The 15999-nt window shown below is 72.5% G+C and carries 14 protein-coding genes; 10 read left to right on the top strand and 4 right to left on the bottom strand.

The features are described from left to right. The first annotated feature begins 164 nt into the window (after positions 1-164). Entirely contained in the window at positions 165-1097 is a 933-nt protein-coding gene (locus tag AQJ11_RS39330) for a hypothetical protein (protein WP_059266573.1), read from the top strand. Positions 1098-1258: 161 nt separating this feature from the next. Here AQJ11_RS39330 and AQJ11_RS39325 read toward each other — a convergent pair whose 3' ends face one another. Together AQJ11_RS39325 and AQJ11_RS52280 are read right to left on the bottom strand one after the other, a co-directional pair. After that, entirely contained in the window at positions 1259-2023 is a 765-nt protein-coding gene (locus AQJ11_RS39325; RefSeq protein ID WP_079082630.1) for a bestrophin-like domain, read from the bottom strand. A gap of 33 nt (positions 2024-2056) precedes the next feature. Further along, on the bottom strand, positions 2057-2185 hold the full coding sequence (locus AQJ11_RS52280; RefSeq protein ID WP_257726943.1) for a hypothetical protein: 129 nt from the start codon (positions 2183-2185) through the stop codon (positions 2057-2059). 791 nt (positions 2186-2976) lie between these two features. Between AQJ11_RS52280 and AQJ11_RS39320 the strand changes: the two genes are divergently transcribed. The 3 genes from AQJ11_RS39320 to AQJ11_RS39310 all read left to right on the top strand — a co-directional run bounded on the left by AQJ11_RS39320 (position 2977) and on the right by AQJ11_RS39310 (position 7168). Next, positions 2977-3942 (top strand): SCO0930 family lipoprotein, encoded by a 966-nt coding sequence (locus AQJ11_RS39320; RefSeq protein ID WP_167360901.1) that lies wholly within the window; start codon positions 2977-2979, stop codon positions 3940-3942. 272 nt (positions 3943-4214) lie between these two features. Further along, positions 4215-5027 (top strand): SAM-dependent methyltransferase, encoded by an 813-nt coding sequence (locus tag AQJ11_RS39315; RefSeq protein ID WP_059266571.1) that lies wholly within the window; start codon positions 4215-4217, stop codon positions 5025-5027. Continuing rightward, positions 5024-7168: a putative bifunctional diguanylate cyclase/phosphodiesterase gene (locus AQJ11_RS39310; protein ID WP_059266570.1), complete on the top strand. Its 2145-nt coding sequence runs from the start codon at positions 5024-5026 to the stop codon at positions 7166-7168. The genes AQJ11_RS39315 and AQJ11_RS39310 overlap by 4 nt, the downstream gene beginning before the upstream one ends. Here AQJ11_RS39310 and AQJ11_RS39305 read toward each other — a convergent pair. Further along, entirely contained in the window at positions 7105-8025 is a 921-nt protein-coding gene (locus AQJ11_RS39305) for a LysR family transcriptional regulator (RefSeq protein ID WP_041665580.1), read from the bottom strand. The two genes, AQJ11_RS39310 and AQJ11_RS39305, sit on opposite strands and share 64 nt — an antisense overlap. Positions 8026-8182: 157 nt before the next feature. Here AQJ11_RS39305 and AQJ11_RS39300 point away from each other — a divergent pair, with 157 nt between their 5' ends. After that, complete coding sequence (locus tag AQJ11_RS39300; RefSeq protein WP_059266569.1) at positions 8183-9073, top strand: NAD(P)H-binding protein; 891 nt, start codon at positions 8183-8185, stop codon at positions 9071-9073. A 93-nt stretch (positions 9074-9166) separates the two neighbouring features. Here the strand turns inward: AQJ11_RS39300 and AQJ11_RS39295 are convergent, their stop codons facing one another. Further along, positions 9167-10051 carry a LysR family transcriptional regulator gene (locus AQJ11_RS39295; protein ID WP_014676429.1) on the bottom strand — a complete coding sequence of 295 codons (885 nt, stop codon included), beginning with the start codon at positions 10049-10051 and terminating at the stop codon, positions 9167-9169. A 120-nt stretch (positions 10052-10171) separates the two neighbouring features. Here AQJ11_RS39295 and AQJ11_RS39290 point away from each other — a divergent pair, with 120 nt between their 5' ends. The 5 genes from AQJ11_RS39290 to AQJ11_RS39270 all read left to right on the top strand — a co-directional run bounded on the left by AQJ11_RS39290 (position 10172) and on the right by AQJ11_RS39270 (position 15965). After that, entirely contained in the window at positions 10172-10843 is a 672-nt protein-coding gene (locus tag AQJ11_RS39290; RefSeq protein WP_014676430.1) for a succinate dehydrogenase, read from the top strand. A 1-nt stretch (position 10844) separates the two neighbouring features. Next, positions 10845-12794: a fumarate reductase/succinate dehydrogenase flavoprotein subunit gene (locus tag AQJ11_RS39285; protein ID WP_059266568.1), complete on the top strand. Its 1950-nt coding sequence runs from the start codon at positions 10845-10847 to the stop codon at positions 12792-12794. Continuing rightward, positions 12791-13540 (top strand): succinate dehydrogenase/fumarate reductase iron-sulfur subunit, encoded by a 750-nt coding sequence (locus AQJ11_RS39280; RefSeq protein WP_014676432.1) that lies wholly within the window; start codon positions 12791-12793, stop codon positions 13538-13540. The genes AQJ11_RS39285 and AQJ11_RS39280 overlap by 4 nt, the downstream gene beginning before the upstream one ends. 764 nt (positions 13541-14304) lie before the next feature. Next, a complete protein-coding gene (locus AQJ11_RS39275; protein WP_059266567.1) occupies positions 14305-15075 on the top strand; it encodes a GNAT family N-acetyltransferase in 771 nt (256 codons plus the stop codon). Next, complete coding sequence (locus AQJ11_RS39270; protein ID WP_059266566.1) at positions 15075-15965, top strand: lysophospholipid acyltransferase family protein; 891 nt, start codon at positions 15075-15077, stop codon at positions 15963-15965. Before AQJ11_RS39275 ends, AQJ11_RS39270 begins: the two co-directional genes overlap by 1 nt. Positions 15966-15999: the final 34 nt, after the last annotated feature.

Raw genomic sequence — 15999 nt, 5'->3', positions numbered from 1 at the left:
TGCGGCAATATCCGATTGTGTGGTTGTCGGTCGGCGTGTCGGCTCACCAGGACGGACCATTCTCGACATGCGGGCGTGTTCTGCGCGTCTGAGGGTCTACCCGGGAGGTGTTTTCTCGCCGATCCACCGGGGACGGGACCCGGGGGCCTCCCGCGGAGGATCACATGCGCAACCAACGCGCCCTGGCGGCGGCGTGCACCGCGGTCGCCGTGCTCGGGCTCGCCGCCCCTGACGCCGTCGCGGACGGCATGGGCAACGGGGGCGGACCGAGCAGCACCGACAACAACGCCACGGTCGTCGTGCCCGGTACCGGCAACATCGGCACCTTCAGCGGGAACGGGGTCTTCCCCGGGAACGGCGTCTTCCCCGGGAACGGCGTCTTCCCCGGGAACGGGAACTTCAACGGGAACGGCCACTTCAACGGGAACGGCAACGGCAACTTCAACGGGAACGGGAACAACCACGGGAACGGGAACTTCAACGGGAACAACCACGGCAACGGGAACAACAACCACGGCAACGACAACGGCCGTGGGGGCGAGGGCAACGGCCGTGGGGGCGAGGGCAACCGCCGTGGCGATGAAGGCAACGGCCGTGGGGGTGAAGGCAACGGCCGGGGCGGCGAAGGCAACCGACGCGGAGACGACTTCGGCCGCGGGGACGATTTCGGAAGAGAAGGGTTCGGGCGCGGCGACGACTTCGCCAACTCGCGCGACATCTTCGTCACGCCCGACATCGTCTCGGCCGGGGGCCGCCTCACCATCATCGTGAACGGCTGCCGGCGCGGTACGGCGAGTTCCGACGCCTTCGGCACCATCGACCTGGAACAGGTCCACGACGACACCGCGCGGGGTGTCGCCATCGTCGACCGCGACGCCGGCCGCGGCCGGTACGACGTCACCGTCCGCTGCGACGGCCGCACCCTGACCCGCCGCGGTGCCTTCAGCGTCGTCGGCGGTGTGAACGGCGGCTTCGGCGGCAGCAGGATCAGCGGCGCGACGCCCACCGACATGGCCATCGGCGGCGGCCTGGTGGGCGCGGCCGTGCTCGGCAGTGGTGCCTTCTGGATGCGCCGCCGGCACGAGAAGCGCGCCTGAGTCCCCGGTGCGCCGCCGAGGCCACCGGATCCGTCCCCGTCCCCGAGCACACGCACGTCGGCAGGCCTTCGCCCCGGTTCCTCGCGGAAGCGGGGGCGAAGGCCTGCCGTGGCTGCCGTCCCGGTCCGGCGGCGGACGCCGCTCTGCCGGGGCGGCCGGGATCAGCCGGTGATGCCCGGGAACAGGCTCTGGAACGGTTCCGCCGTCACGGCGATGCCCCGGCTGTAGGGCGCGTCGAAGTCCCAGATGAGGAACAGCATGAAGGCGATGGTCGCGGAGAACAGCCCGGCCAGGACCAGTTCGCGCCCGGTGCGCCGGATCTGGAGCGCGAACACCATGCCGACGGTGATCAGCGCGCCGGTGAGCAGCCCCCACCACACGACCGGCGGCATGGTGGCCCCCGTGGAGTCGGCGCGCGCGTTGCGCGCCTGGTCGGCGGTGGCCATCTGGTCCAGCAGCGGCTGGTAGGCCTGCGCCTCGAAGTCGTTCTTCGGCCGGTAGTCGGTGACGGCCTCCCGGACCTTGTGCAGCAGTTCGGTGCCGCGGTCCGTGACCCGCTCGTCGTCCGCCATCGTCCGCCACTCGGTGTGGACGACGTAACCGACGTAGGCGTCGACGTCCGCGCGGATCGCGTCCCGGACGTCCGGCGGGTAGACCCGGACCCGCTCCGAGATCTCGTGCAGCGCCTGGGCCTCGGTCTGCACGTGGTCCTGGGCGGCGTTGCGCGCCTCCCACACGCCCGCGATGGCCAGGCCCAGGACGATGGCGTAGATGACGCCGATCCACATCGTCATGTACTCGATGACGTCCGGGGTCTCGTTGGGGTCCTCGTCCTCGGCGGCTGCCCGGTGCCGTAGCAGCGTGATGACGACCACCACGGCGCAGGCCGCCAGCATCGCGAGGACGAGAACAAGCCAATCCGACAACTGGTGCCTCCAGGGGATGAGGTGGCCGGCGCGTCAGCGCGGGCGCAGCGCCGCCACGGCGACGATCGCGGGGACGGTGATGAGCAGGACGTAGGTGACGGGCGAGGTGTGACCGCGCGTGGGGCGGCTGATGGCGTGGGGGTGGTACGCCGGGTAGCTCACCGGGGTCACGGAGGGCCGTGGGGTGGGCCTGGGCGTCGGCTTCGGCGCGGGTCTCGGCGGCGCCGGCGGCGTGGGGGTGGGGGTCGGCCGGGGTGCCGGGAGCGCCGGAGCGGGCCGGGCGGGCGGTCGCGGCGTGGGGGCCGGTCTCGGCGGCGGTTCCGGCGTCGGCCGGGGTGGCGGTTCCGGCGTCGGAGTCGGCGTCGGCTCGGGCGGAGGCGGCGGCTTCGGCGGCGGGGTCGGTGTCGGAGTGGGAGTCGGAGTGGGTGTCGGCGTCGGCGGACACGGTGGCGGGGGCGGCGGCTTGGGACAGGGCGGGTCGGGCCAGGGCGGGTCGGGCCAGTGGTGGCCGCCGGCATGGGCCACCGCCACCGTGCCGTCCGGGCCCGTGGAGGCGTACGCGCAGGCGTCGGCCGACGCGCTGCCGGCCGGCCAGCCCACCAGGGCCCAGGTCAGCGCCAACAGGGCCAACACCCGTGTGGTGGGCGCGCATCGGGTCACTTCGGGTCCAGGCACGACCGAGATCATGAGGCGCGGAAGGCCGCCGTACCCCGCAGTGGGCCGAGATTGCTCCGAAAGAGGGAGATGGGGTGATCAGAGGTTTGACGAGCGGAAGAGTCCATTATCGCCGGGTGTGTCCCCCCTGTCGTTCCCGCCCTGGCCCCGGCGCCGCGCGGTGGCCGGAAAGAATTTCCGGCCGCCGTTGAACACCGGGGCCCCTCCGGTGCGTACCCATGGCCGTGCGGCGGCACATCAGGGCGCTGCAACATCCAGGCGATAATGGGGAGTTGACGATGAAGACCTCCTGGCGGACCGCCTCACTGGTGGCGACAGCCGCTTCGGTGCTGGCGCTCACGACGGCGTGCGGTCAGGACAATGCCACCACTCCCGCGTCGGCGGCCCAGAACGTCGGGGCCACGGCCGCGGCCGGCGACTACGGCAACCCGGGCGGCGGCACCGCGCCGGGCGCCGGCAACGGATACGGCGCCGACGGCAACCAGAGTTCCGGCTCCCCGGCCCCGGTCACCCCCGCGGGCAAGCTCTCCGTGGCCAGTAACCCCCAGCTGGGCAACGTACTCACCGACGGCGTGGGCCTCACCCTCTACCGGTTCGACAAGGACACCGCCAACCCGCCCAAGTCCAACTGCGACGGCGACTGCGCCACCACCTGGCCGCCGGTTCCCGCCGACGACGCCACCGCCGGCGCCGGCATCGACAAGGCGCTGCTCGGCGAGGTCACCCGCGCCGACGGCTCCAAGCAGCTCACCATCGGCGGCTGGCCCGCCTACCGTTACGCCAAGGACGTCAACGCCGGTGACGTCAACGGCCAGGGCGTGGGCGGCAAGTGGTTCGCGCTCGCCCCCACCGGCAAGAAGGCCAAGCTGTCCGATCTGCCCGGCCTGTCCGTCCGCAAGGACGCCGAACTGGGTGACATCGTCGTCGACAAGAACGGCATGACGGTCTACCGCTTCATGAAGGACCAGGCCTGGCCGAAGTCCGTCTCGAACTGCACCGGCGCCTGCCTGGAGAAGTGGCCGGCGGTCGGCCCGGTCAACGCGGACGACACCGAGGGCGTCAAGAAGAAGGGCCTGATGCCGTTCACCCGCCCCGACGGGGTGAAGCAGATGACCGTCAACTGCTGGCCGATCTACACCTTCTCCGGGGACAAGGCCCCGGGCGACACCAACGGTCAGGGCGTGGGCGGCACGTGGTACGCCGTCTCGCCCGACGGAAAGCCGGTCGGCGCGCCGGGCGACTGATCACCTCCCCAGGTCGATCGCCCCGCCCGCCCCGGCGCGCGGCCGAAGATCCGCCCTCTCCGCACCGCACGGAGGGGGCGGATCGTTGTGTGCGCCGAGCGCGCGAGCCGCCCGTACAGCCGTCACACAGCGGGGTCATACGGGCACTTGCCGCAGGCAGTGACCGGGAACGGATGGTCAATTTCCGGTTGGGGTCGCTCCAGTGGCGGGCGATCAGTAGCCTCAGCTCGAACACCGGATCGCCTGCACCCGTCCACGCCTTGGAGAGATACATGGAGCGTCCCGCCTGGGCCCCACGGAGCATCGACATCTCGGTGCCCAGCGTCTCGCGGATCTACGACTACTACCTGGGCGGTTCGCACAACTTCGAGGTCGACCGGGAAGCGGCCCGCAAGGCGATGGAGTTCATGCCGGGCCTGCCGAAGATCATGCAGGCCAACCGGGCGTTCATGCGCCGGGCCGTGCGGTTCGCGGCGGGGGAGGGCATCACCCAGTTCCTCGACATCGGCTCCGGCATCCCCACCTTCGGAAACGTCCACGAGGTGGCGCAGGCGGCCGTACCGGGCGCGCGGGTGGTCTACGTCGACCACGACCCGGTGGCCGTCGCGCACAGCCAGGCGGTCCTGGCGGGCGACGACGACGTCGACGTGGTCGCGGCGGACCTGCGCAAGCCCCAGGACATCCTCTCCAGCCCCCCAGTGCACCGCCTGATCGACCTGAATCGGCCAGTGGCGCTCCTCCTCGTTGCCATACTGCACTTCGTGGAAGACGCGGACGACCCGTACAGTGCGGTGGCCGAGCTGCGCGAGGCGCTCGCGCCCGGCAGCCTGCTGATCCTCACCCATGCCTCGTACGAGGGAATCCCGCTGCCCGCCGAGCGGGCCCGGGGTGCGGTGGACGTGTACAAGGACATTCGCAACCCGCTGATCATGCGCTCGCGCGACGAGATCGCGCGGTTTTTCGAGGGGTACGACATGGTGGAACCCGGACTGGTGCTGATGCCGCGCTGGCGCCCGGACTCGGCGCCGGAGGACGAGGATCCGTATGCCTTCTCCGGATTCGCCGGCGTGGGGCGTACGGCGTGAGCGCGGAGCCGGACGGGCCGGAGGGCAGACTGCGCCGGCTGACGACGATCTGGAGCCGGGCGCTCTTCCCGGTGACCTCCACGTCGCTGACCCGCACCGAGTTCGAGGAACAACTCCTGCCGCTCGCCCGGCGGCTGAGCGAACTGCTGCGGGCCCGCAGCTTCGACGCGGACGCGGCGAAGGCCGTCGGCGCCGCCCTGGTCGGGGCGCACTGCACCGACCCCGAGGCACTGGCCCGCACCCTCGACTGCGTCGACGCCTACCTGGTCCTGTACTGCGGCGAGGACGGCCCGCAGGACGAACTGCGCATCCGTTCCTCCCGGTTGCAGCACGCCATGGCCGCCGGCTACGCCCAGGCGCTGCGCGAGCGCACCCTCGCCGAGCAGGAGGCCATCGCCCAGGCCGCGTTGCGGGCCCAGGGCGTGGTGGCCCAGGCGCTGCACGCGAGCGAGGCCCGCTTCCGCGCGGTCTTCGAGGGCGCCGCGATAGGAATCGGCATCGCCGACCTCGACGGCAACGTCCTCCAGGTCAACAAGGCGCTGCTGCGCATGTTCGGCCTCTCCGAGCAGACCCTGCGCGGCCGGCGCGTGCAGGACTGGGTCCACCCCGAGGACGCCCCGCAGACCTGGCGGCTGTACGACGAACTCGTGCGCGGCGACCGCGAGCACTACCACGTCGAGAAGGCCTTCAACCGCCCCGACGGGACGGTCCTGTGGACCAACCTGACCGTGTCCCTGCTGCGCGACGCCGACGGTGACCCGCAGTACCAGCTCGCCCTCATGGAGGACACCACCGAGCGTCGGTTGCTCAACCTCCGGCTGCGTTACGAGGCCACGCACGACGCCCTCACCGGCCTGCCCAACCGCTCCCTGTTCTTCGAGCGGCTGGAGAAGGCCCTCAGTGCGGGCGAGGGCCAGCGCTTCGGGCTGTGCTACCTGGACCTGGACGGCTTCAAGACCGTCAACGACAGCCTCGGCCACGCGGCCGGCGACCGGCTGCTGGTGGAGGTCGCCGACCGGCTCCAGTCCTGCGCGACCGCGCCCGGCGAGATGGTCGCCCGGCTCGGCGGCGACGAGTTCGTGGCCCTGACCACCGGCCCCGGCACCGAACGGAAGGTGGACGAACTCGCCGAGCGCATCATGAACGCGCTGGTCACCCCGATCAGCATCGACGGCCGTGACCTCATGGTGCGCGGCAGCCTCGGCATCGTGGAGGGCCCGGCCGGGGAGCGCACCGCGGCCGAGGTGCTGCGCAGCGCCGACATCACCATGTACCGGGCCAAGTCGGCGGGCGGCAACCGCTCCGAACTCGCCGACCCCGAGGCCGACGCCCGCGCCATCACCCGGCACGGTCTGACCACGGCCCTGCCGACCGCGCTGGAGCGCGGCGAGTTCTTCATCGAGTACCAGCCCCTGGTCCACCTCGGCGACGGCAGCGTGCGCGGCGCCGAGGCCCTGGTGCGCTGGCTGCACCCGCAGCACGGCGTCCTCGGCCCCGACCGGTTCATCCCCCTTGCCGAGCACACCGGCCTGATCGTGCCGCTCGGCCGCTGGGTCCTGGAGGAGTCGATCCGCCAGGCCCGCGCCTGGCGGGAACTCCACGGCGGGCAGCAGGCGGCCGGCCCGCTGCGGATCAACGTCAACCTGTCCCCGTGCCAGCTCAGCCACCCCGGCCTGGTGCAGGACACGGTCGACATCCTCGAACGGACGGGCGTCACCCCGGACGCCCTGTGCCTGGAGGTCACCGAGTCCGCGCTCATCGGCGCCGACGACGACCTGCTCAAGCCCCTGCGCCGGCTCGCGGAGATGGGCGTCGACATCGCCCTGGACGACTTCGGCACCGGCTACTCCAACCTCGCCAACCTGCGCCGCCTGCCGGTGAGCATCCTCAAGCTGGACCGCTCCTTCACCCAGGGCATGCAGCAGTTCCCCGCCGACCCCGTCGACCTGAAGATCGTGGAGGGCATCGTCTCGCTCGCCCACAGCCTCGACCTGGCGGTCACGGTCGAGGGCGTGGAGACCGGCGCCCAGGCCGAGCAGTTGCGGATACTGGGCTGCGACACGGCCCAGGGCTGGTACTACGCCCGCCCGGGCCCGCCGGAGAGACTCCACGACCTGGCCCTGGTGGACGCGACGGGCTGACCGGCCGCAGCCGCGCCGTCGTCCCCCTCCCGGACGGCCGCGGCGACGGCGGTGGCCGCCCGGACGAGTGCCGCGGTGGCCGTGGAACGGGACTGCTGCGGCCAGGCGACCGCCAGCAGCGACGGCGGTGCGTCCGGGACGGGCCGGTAGACGGCGCCCGGACGCGGATAGCGGTCGGCGACGGACGCCGGCAGCAGCGCGACCAGCTCGCCCAGGGCGACACGGGTGAGCAACTGGGCCAGATCGCGGCCCTCGTTCCGCAGGTCCTCCAGGAACCGGTGCACATCCCCGGGGCGCAGCCCGAGGTCGGCGAGGAGGACGTGGTCGCGGGCGGCGAGCGGGTGGGCCGCGCCGAGCACCGCGACCCGCGGCTCGGCGACCAGGGTCTCGCTGTCCAGGCCGGTGCGGTCGAAGGGCTCGTGGATCAGCGCGGCGTCGGCCTCGCCGCGCCGCAGCAGCCGCGGCTGTTCCAGCCAGCCGCACAGCCGGACCGTCACCGGGACGGCGGCGGGGTCGGTGGCGTAGCGCTCCAGGACCGGCTCCAGCAGTCCCGCGTCGCCGTCGGCCTTGACCGCCAGCACCAGCTTCCGGTCCGGGTCCGCCGCGCGCCGGGCCCGCCGCCCGGCGGCCTCCAGGGCGTCCAGCGCGAACCGCGCCTGGGCGAGGAGCACGTCGCCTGCGCGGGTCAGGGCCACGCTGTGGGTGGTCCGTTCGAAGAGGGTGACCCCGAGCTCCGCCTCCAGGCGGCGGATCGCCCGGGACAGCGGCGGGGCGGAGATGCCCAGCCGTTCGGCCGCGCGCGCGAAGTTGAGTTCCTCGGCGACGGCGACGAAGTAGCGCAGCGGGCGGGACTCCACGGCTTCGCCCTCCCTTCGGCAGTGCCTTCGGCCCGGCAGCGCCCCGAGCTCGGTATTGCCCTGAGGGTAACAACCCGGAGCGAAGTGGTTCTTCAGTTGCCGGGCGCCGGGCGGCAGGCTCGATCACGCCCCCCTCCCGTGCTTCCAGGAGCCTTCCATGATCCTTGTCACCACCCCGACCGGCCAGATCGGCAGCCGGGTCCTCGACTCCCTCCTCGACGCCGGGGACGCGGCGGGAGAAGTCCGCGTGATCGTGCGCGATCCCGAGCGACTGTCCCCGCGCGTGCGGGCCCGCGTCGAGGCCGTCACCGGCTCGCACGCCGACCCCGACGTCACGGCCAAGGCGTGCGCGGGCGTCGACCGGGTGTTCTGGCTGGTTCCGCCGACACCCACCGCCGACAGTGTCGACGGCCACTTCGGCGCCTTCACCCGGCCCCTGGTCGACGCGATCCGCGCCGGGGGCGTCGAGCGGGTCGTCGCCGTCTCCACCCTGGGCCGCGGTGTCGCCCGGAACGCCGGGCAGATCTCGGCCTCGCTGGCCATGGACGACGAGATCCGGGCCACCGGTGTCCACCACCGGGCGCTGTGCCCGCCGTACCTCATGGAGAACCTGCTCCACCAGGCCGCGGCGATCCGGGACAGCGGTGTGATCGCCATGGCGACGTACGGCGACCGGGTGCTGCGCACCTGCGCCACCCGCGACCTCGGCAGCGCAGCGGCACGGCTGCTGCTCGACGGCTCCTGGACCGGCCAGGAGGACGTCCCCATGGTCGGCCCCGACACGCTGACGCCCGAGGGCATGGCACGCGTCGTCTCCGAGGTGCTGGACCTGCCGGTCCGCTTCCGGCGGATCAGCGGGGCGGAGTACCAGGCGTCGATGCGGAAGCACGGCGCGAGCGAGAACTGGGCCCGCGCCCTGGCCGACCTCGCCGCCGCGACCGCCGAGCAGGGCTTCTACGGCAGCGCGGCGCCCACCACGCCCGAGACCGCGCCCACGTCCTTCCGCCGCTGGTGCGAGGAGGTACTCAAGCCGGCCGTACTGACCTGACGGCCACCGCCTGAGGTTCCGCCGGCGCCGCTGTCTTCCGCGGGTGCCTTCGGCGGCACCGCGTCGGTCGTCAGCAGGCTCCGGCCGTGCCGCCTACCGCTCCAGCAGCATCCGTTGCAGTTCCCGGGCCGCTCGCGGCGGAGCCACGTCGCTGCGGTGGGCGAGTGCGATGGTGCGGTGCAGGCCGGGGCGGGCCAGGGGGGTGACCCGCAGGCCCCGGCCCGCCCGGGCGGCCACCATCCGGGGGACGACGGCCACGCCGAGCCCCGCCCGGACGAAGCCCAGCACCGCGTCCATCTCGCCGCCCTCCACCGCGAAGTCCGGCTCGAACCCGGCGGAGCGGCACGCGGCGACGGTCAGTTCCCGCAGGTCGTACCCGTGCCGGAACATCACCAGCCGTTCCCCCTCCAGGTCGGCGATCTCCACGGCCCGTCCGCCCCGGCCGGGTTCCGGCGCCTCCGGCGAGGACACCACCACCAGGTCCTCGCGCAGCAGCTCGACGGTCGTCAGCGCGGGCGCCGGCGTCGGCAGCGGCAGCACGATCAACGCTAGATCGAGCGCGCCGCGCGCCAGTTGCCGTACCAGGTCGTGGGAGCCGCCCTCCTCGATCAGGAGCTGGATACCGGGATACCGGTCGTGGAAGGCCCGCAGCACGTCCGGCAGCAGTCCCGTGCACAGGCTCGGCGTCGCCCCCAGCCGTACCCGTCCCCGCCGCAGCTGCACCAGTTCCTGCACCTCGTGCCGGGCGGTGTCGGCGTCGGCCAGGATGCGCCGGGCCAGCGGCAGCAGCGCCTCGCCCGCGTCGGTGAGCGTGATGTTGCCCCGGGCGCGCAGGAAGAGGTCCGCGCCCAGTTCCCGCTCCAGCGCCTTGATCTGCTGGGACAGCGAGGGCTGGGCGACATGGACCAACTCGGCGGCCCGGGTGAAGTGCCGGGTCTCGGCGACGGCCACGAAGTACTGGAGCTGCTGGAACTGCACACCCCCAGAATAGCCCCGGCCTATGGAAACGAGCTGGACCATGTCTTGGACCGATCGGGTCCTTCGCCCCTAGCGTGCTGTTCCATGGCTCTGGCAACGCGGACGGACCGACGGACGTCCATGGCGCGCACGATGTGGGACTCCTCCGTCGGCAAGAAGACGGTGATGGCCGTCAGCGGCGTGATCATGCTGCTGTACCTGGTCGCGCACATGATCGGCAATCTGAAGATCTACTTCGGCGCGGGCGAGTTCAACCACTACGCACACTGGCTGCGCACCGTGGGCGAGCCCTTCATGCACTACGAGTGGACGCTCTGGCTCATCCGGATCGTCCTCGTGGTCGCCGTGGTGGCCCACGCCACCTCCGCCTACCAGCTCAGCCGGCGCGACATCAAGGCACGGCCCAGCAAGTACGTGCACAAGAAGCCGCGGGCGAGCTACGCGACCCGCACCATGCGCTGGGGCGGCGTCATCCTCGGCCTGTTCATCGTCTGGCACCTCCTCGACCTGACCACCGGCACCGTGCACTCCGGCGGCTTCCAGGAGGGCCACCCGTACCAGAACGTCGTGGACACCTTCTCCACCTGGTACGGCAACGTGATCTACATCGTCGCGATGCTCGCGCTCGGCCTGCACATCCGGCACGGCTTCTGGAGCGCCGCCCAGACCCTCGGCGTCGGCAGCCGCACCCGCGACCGCGCCCTGAAGACCCTCGCGAACGTCCTCGCGCTGCTGCTCACGGCCGGCTTCATCGCCGTACCCGTGGGCGTCATGACCGGAGTGGTGAGCTGACATGACTACCTACGCCGACTACGCGACCGGCGCGCCGGTCACCGACACCAAGGCCCCCGCCGGGCCCGTCCACGAACGCTGGGACAAGCGCCGCTTCGAGGCGAAGCTGGTCAACCCCGCCAACCGGCGCAAGCACACGGTCATCGTGGTCGGCACCGGCCTGGCCGGCGGCTCCGCCGGCGCCACGCTGGCCGAACAGGGGTACCACGTCGTCCAGTTCTGCTACCAGGACTCTCCGCGCCGCGCCCACTCCATCGCCGCGCAGGGCGGTATCAACGCGGCGAAGAACTACCGCAACGACGGCGACTCCGTCCACCGGCTCTTCTACGACACCGTCAAGGGCGGCGACTTCCGGGCCCGCGAGTCCAACGTGCACCGGCTCGCGCAGATCTCCGTGGAGATCATCGACCAGTGCGTGGCCCAGGGCGTGCCGTTCGCCCGCGAGTACGGCGGCCTGCTCGACACCCGCTCCTTCGGCGGTGTCCAGGTCTCGCGCACCTTCTACGCCCGCGGCCAGACGGGCCAGCAACTGCTGCTCGGCGCCTACCAGGCGCTGTCCCGGCAGATCGCGGCCGGGAACGTGGAGATGCACCCGCGCACCGAGATGCTCGACCTGATCGTCGTCGACGGACGGGCACGCGGGATCGTGGCGCGCGATCTCGTCACCGGCAGGATCGACACGTACTTCGCGGACGCCGTCGTCCTCGCCTCCGGCGGCTACGGCAACGTCTTCTACCTGTCGACCAACGCCATGAACTCCAACGCGACCGCCGTCTGGCGGGCGCACCGGCGCGGCGCGTACTTCGCCAACCCCTGCTTCACCCAGATCCACCCGACCTGCATCCCGCGCACCGGCGACCACCAGTCCAAGCTGACGCTGATGAGCGAGTCGCTGCGCAACGACGGCCGGATCTGGGTGCCCAAGGCCCAGGGCGACACCCGGCCGCCGAACGAGATCCCCGAGGACGAGCGCGACTACTACCTGGAGCGCATCTACCCCTCCTTCGGCAACCTCGTGCCCCGCGACATCGCCTCCCGCGCCGCGAAGAACGTCTGCGACGAGGGCAGGGGAGTGGGCCCCGGCGGGCAGGGGGTGTACCTTGACTTCGCCGATGCCATCCGGCGGATGGGGCGCAAGGCCGTCGAGGCCAAGTACGGCAACCTCTTCGACATGTACCAGCGGATCACCGACGAGGATCCGTACGAGGTGCCGATGCGGATCTACCCGGCCGTGCACTACACGATGGGCGGCCTGTGGGTCGACTACGACCTCCAGACCACGATCCCCGGCCTGTTCGCGATCGGCGAGGCCAACTTCTCCGACCACGGCGCCAACCGGCTCGGCGCCTCGGCGCTGATGCAGGGCCTGGCCGACGGCTACTTCGTGCTGCCGGCCACCATCAACGACTACCTGGCCCGCAACCCGCACCAGGAACCGGTCACCGAAGGCCACCCCGTCGTCCAGGAGGTGCTGGCCGAGACCGAGGACCGGATCAACCTGCTGCTGGCCGTGGACGGCGACCGCACCCCGGACTCCTTCCACCGCGAACTCGGCGAGCTGATGTGGGAGTTCTGCGGCATGGCCCGCTCCGACGCGGGGCTGCGCAAGGCGCTGGAGCGCATCCCGCAGATCCGCGAGGAGTTCTGGCGCCGGATCAAGGTGCCCGGCACCGGCGAGGAGTTCAACCAGTCGCTGGAGAAGGCCAACCGGATCGTCGACTACCTGGAGCTCGCCGAGCTGATGTGCCTCGACGCGCTGCACCGCACCGAGTCCTGCGGCGGCCACTTCCGCGAGGAGTCCCAGACCCCGGACGGCGAGGCCGCCCGCAAGGACGACACGTTCTCGTACGTCGCCGCCTGGGAGTTCACCGGCACCGGCGAGGCGCCCGTCCTGCACAAGGAAGACCTGGTCTTCGAGTACGTCCATCCCACCCAGCGGAGCTACGCATGAAGCTCACCCTGCGCGTCTGGCGGCAGAAGAACGCCGACGCCGAAGGAGCGATGTCCACCTACGAGGTGGACGACATCTCGCCCGACATGTCCTTCCTGGAGATGCTGGACGTCCTCAACGAACAGCTCATCCTCTCCGGGGAGGAGCCGGTCGCCTTCGACCACGACTGCCGCGAGGGCATCTGCGGCGCGTGCTCGCTCGTCATCAACGGCGACGCGCACGGACCGGAGCGCACCACCACCTGCCAGCTGCACATGCGGTCCTTCCAGGACGGCGACACGATCGACATCGAGCCGTGGCGGGCGTCCGCGTTCCCAGTGATCAAGGACCTGGTCGTGGACCGGTCGGCGTTCGACCGGATCATCCAGGCCGGCGGCTACATCACCGCGCCGACCGGCTCCGCGCCCGAGGCCCACGCCACGCCGGTGCCGAAGGCCGACGCCGACTTCGCGTTCGAGCACGCCGAGTGCATCGGGTGCGGGGCGTGTGTCGCCGCGTGTCCCAACGGGGCGGCGATGCTGTTCACCTCCGCCAAGGTCAACCATCTGAACGTACTGCCCCAGGGCGCGCCCGAGCGGGAGACGCGGGTGCTGGACATGGTGGCGCAGATGGACGCGGAGGGGTTCGGCGGCTGCACGCTGGCCGGTGAGTGCGCGACCGCCTGTCCCAAGGGCATCCCGCTGGTCTCGATCACCAGCATGAACAAGGAGTGGCTGCGGGCCACCCGGAAGGCCGGCAAGAGGTAGCACACAAGAGCGTTCGCCGACCGGTGGACGGGCGGGGCCGGGAATGGTGCTCCCCGGCCCCGTCTGGCTCTCCCGGTCCCGGTAGTCTCCGCGCATGATCTTCGCCGAACAAGGGGAGGGAGCGGTTCCGCGACGCCGCAGCCGGTTTCGAGGCCGCGGTCCGCGAGCGGGACACCGACCGGCCGCAACGGTACTTCCAGGACCTGCACCGGTTCCTCGGTGACGCGGCCGACCAGGAGTTCCTCCAGGCCGGGCCACGGCTCGCCGGGCGACCGGCGGCGGAGAGCTCCCCGACCCGGAGGCCGGGGAACCGGCCCCGGACCTCTTCGACCGGGCCGGGGAGGACGCGGCCGTGGCCTGGCTCACCCCGCACCAGTGGGAGACGGCCTCCGCGGCCATGCTCAACCACGCCGCCGTCCGCACCGCCCTCGACGCCGTACGAGCGGAGCTGGCCCGCCGGCCGGCTCTTCCCGCACATGACGGGCGACCTGGTCCTGGAGCGGGTGCTCGGCGAGGAGGAGGCCGGACGCCTGCTCGCCGGGTGCGTGAGCAAGGACGCGTGAGCCAGGACACGAGGACATGAACGGCACGCGCGGCCGGGAACGCCCGGCCCCGCCGGACCCCGGCGTTCACCACCCCCACATCCCCTCTCCCGGCACCGGTCACGCGCACGCCAACCGGCCTCGGAAGAACAGGAGCGGCGGGCCGTACGCCCCGGGCCCGCCTCCTCTGTCGCCGACCCGGCCCGTGCCCAGGAGAGAGCCATGACCGGCGTTTCCACCCTCGACCGTCCCCCGCAGCCCGCGGCCCCCACCCGCTACACCGTCACCCTCGCCCGCGACGAGGCCGACGTGCGTGCCGCCCAGCGGCTGCGGCACGACGTCTTCGCCGGGGAGATGGGGGCCCTGCTGGCCACCGCCGAGCCGGGACACGACATCGACGCCTTCGACGCCTACTGCGACCACCTGCTCGTGCGCGAGGAGGTGACCGGGCAGGTCGTCGGCACCTACCGGCTGCTGCCGCCGGAGCGGGCCGCGGTCGCCGGCCGGCTCTACTCCGAGGGCGAGTTCGACCTGGCCGCGCTGGACGCGATCCGGCCCGGTCTGGTCGAGGTCGGCCGCTCCTGCGTCCACCCCGACCACCGCGACGGCACCGTCATCGGCCTGATCTGGGCCGGCATCGCCCGCTACATGACCGACCGGGGCCACGAGTGGCTGGCGGGCTGCTGCTCGGTGCCCCTCGCCGACGGCGGCGCCCTCGCCACCGGCACCTGGGAGCGGGTCCGGAACAAGCACCTGGCGCCCAAGGAGTTCCGGGTCCGGCCGCTGCTGCCGTGGACCCCGAACGCCGAGGCCCCCGCCGCCCGCACCGAACTCCCCGCCCTGCTGCGCGGCTACCTCCGGCTGGGCGCCTGGGTGTGCGGCGAGCCCGCGCACGACCCCGACTTCGGGGTCGCCGACCTGTACGTCCTGCTGTCGATGCGCCGGGTCGACCCGCGCTACCTGCGGCACTTCCTCTCCCTCGTCCCGGCCTGATGAGTGTCTGGCTGCCCACCGCGCCCTGCACCCCGGGCGCCTGCCTGGAGCCGGTCCGGGCCGCCGCGGCCGTACCCCGCGCCGTGCTGCGGCTGACCGCGGTCGCCGTCCTGCTGCTGGCCGGGATCGTACTGTGCCCGCTCGGCGGGAGGATCCCCGCCGAGTGGGTCGGACGGTGGTGCCGGATGATCGTGCGGGCCATCGGGGTCCGGGTCCGGATCACCGGCGCCGCCCCGCCGGCCGGCGGGCTGCTGCTGGTCGCCAACCACGTCTCGTGGCTGGACGTCCCGCTGCTCACCGCCGTACGCCCGGCCCGGATGCTCGCCAAGACCGAGGTCCGGCGGTGGCCCCTGGCGGGCGCGCTGGCCGCGCGCGGCGGGACCCTGTTCATCGAGCGGGACCGGCTGCGCGCCCTGCCCGGCACGGTCACCGAGATCGCCGGCGCCCTGCGTGCGGGCGCGGCCGTGACCGCGTTCCCCGAGGGCAGCACCTGGTGCGGGCGCGCCCACGGCCGTTTCCGCCGGGCCGTCTTCCAGGCCGCGCTCGACGCGGGCGTACCCGTCCAGCCGGTCGGCCTGCGCTACCGGTGGCAGGACGGCGGGCCCGGCACGACGGCGGCCTTCGTCGGCGAGGACACCCTGCTGGCCTCCCTGTGGCGGGTGGCCCGGGCCCGCGGCCTGGTCGCCGAGGTGGAGGTCCGGCCGGTGATCCCGCCCGGCACCCACCCCGACCGCCGTGCCCTCGCCCACGCGGCCCAGCCGGCCGCACCCGAGCCGGCCTGGACCCACGCGGCGCTGGTCGCGAGCGCGCTGGAGGGCCCGCACGACCCCTTGGGCCCGGCTGCGCCCAGCCCGGTGCGGGGTACCCGGTCCGTCAGCACGAACGGGTAGCGAGCCCGGCATGATCCAAACGAGAGGCCCTAAG

Origin of the sequence: Streptomyces corchorusii (genome assembly GCF_001514055.1) — a bacterium.
Lineage (GTDB): Bacteria > Actinomycetota > Actinomycetes > Streptomycetales > Streptomycetaceae > Streptomyces > Streptomyces olivaceoviridis.
Note: the sequence above shows the minus strand (reverse complement) of the source record. Positions and strands in the feature narration are given on the sequence as shown.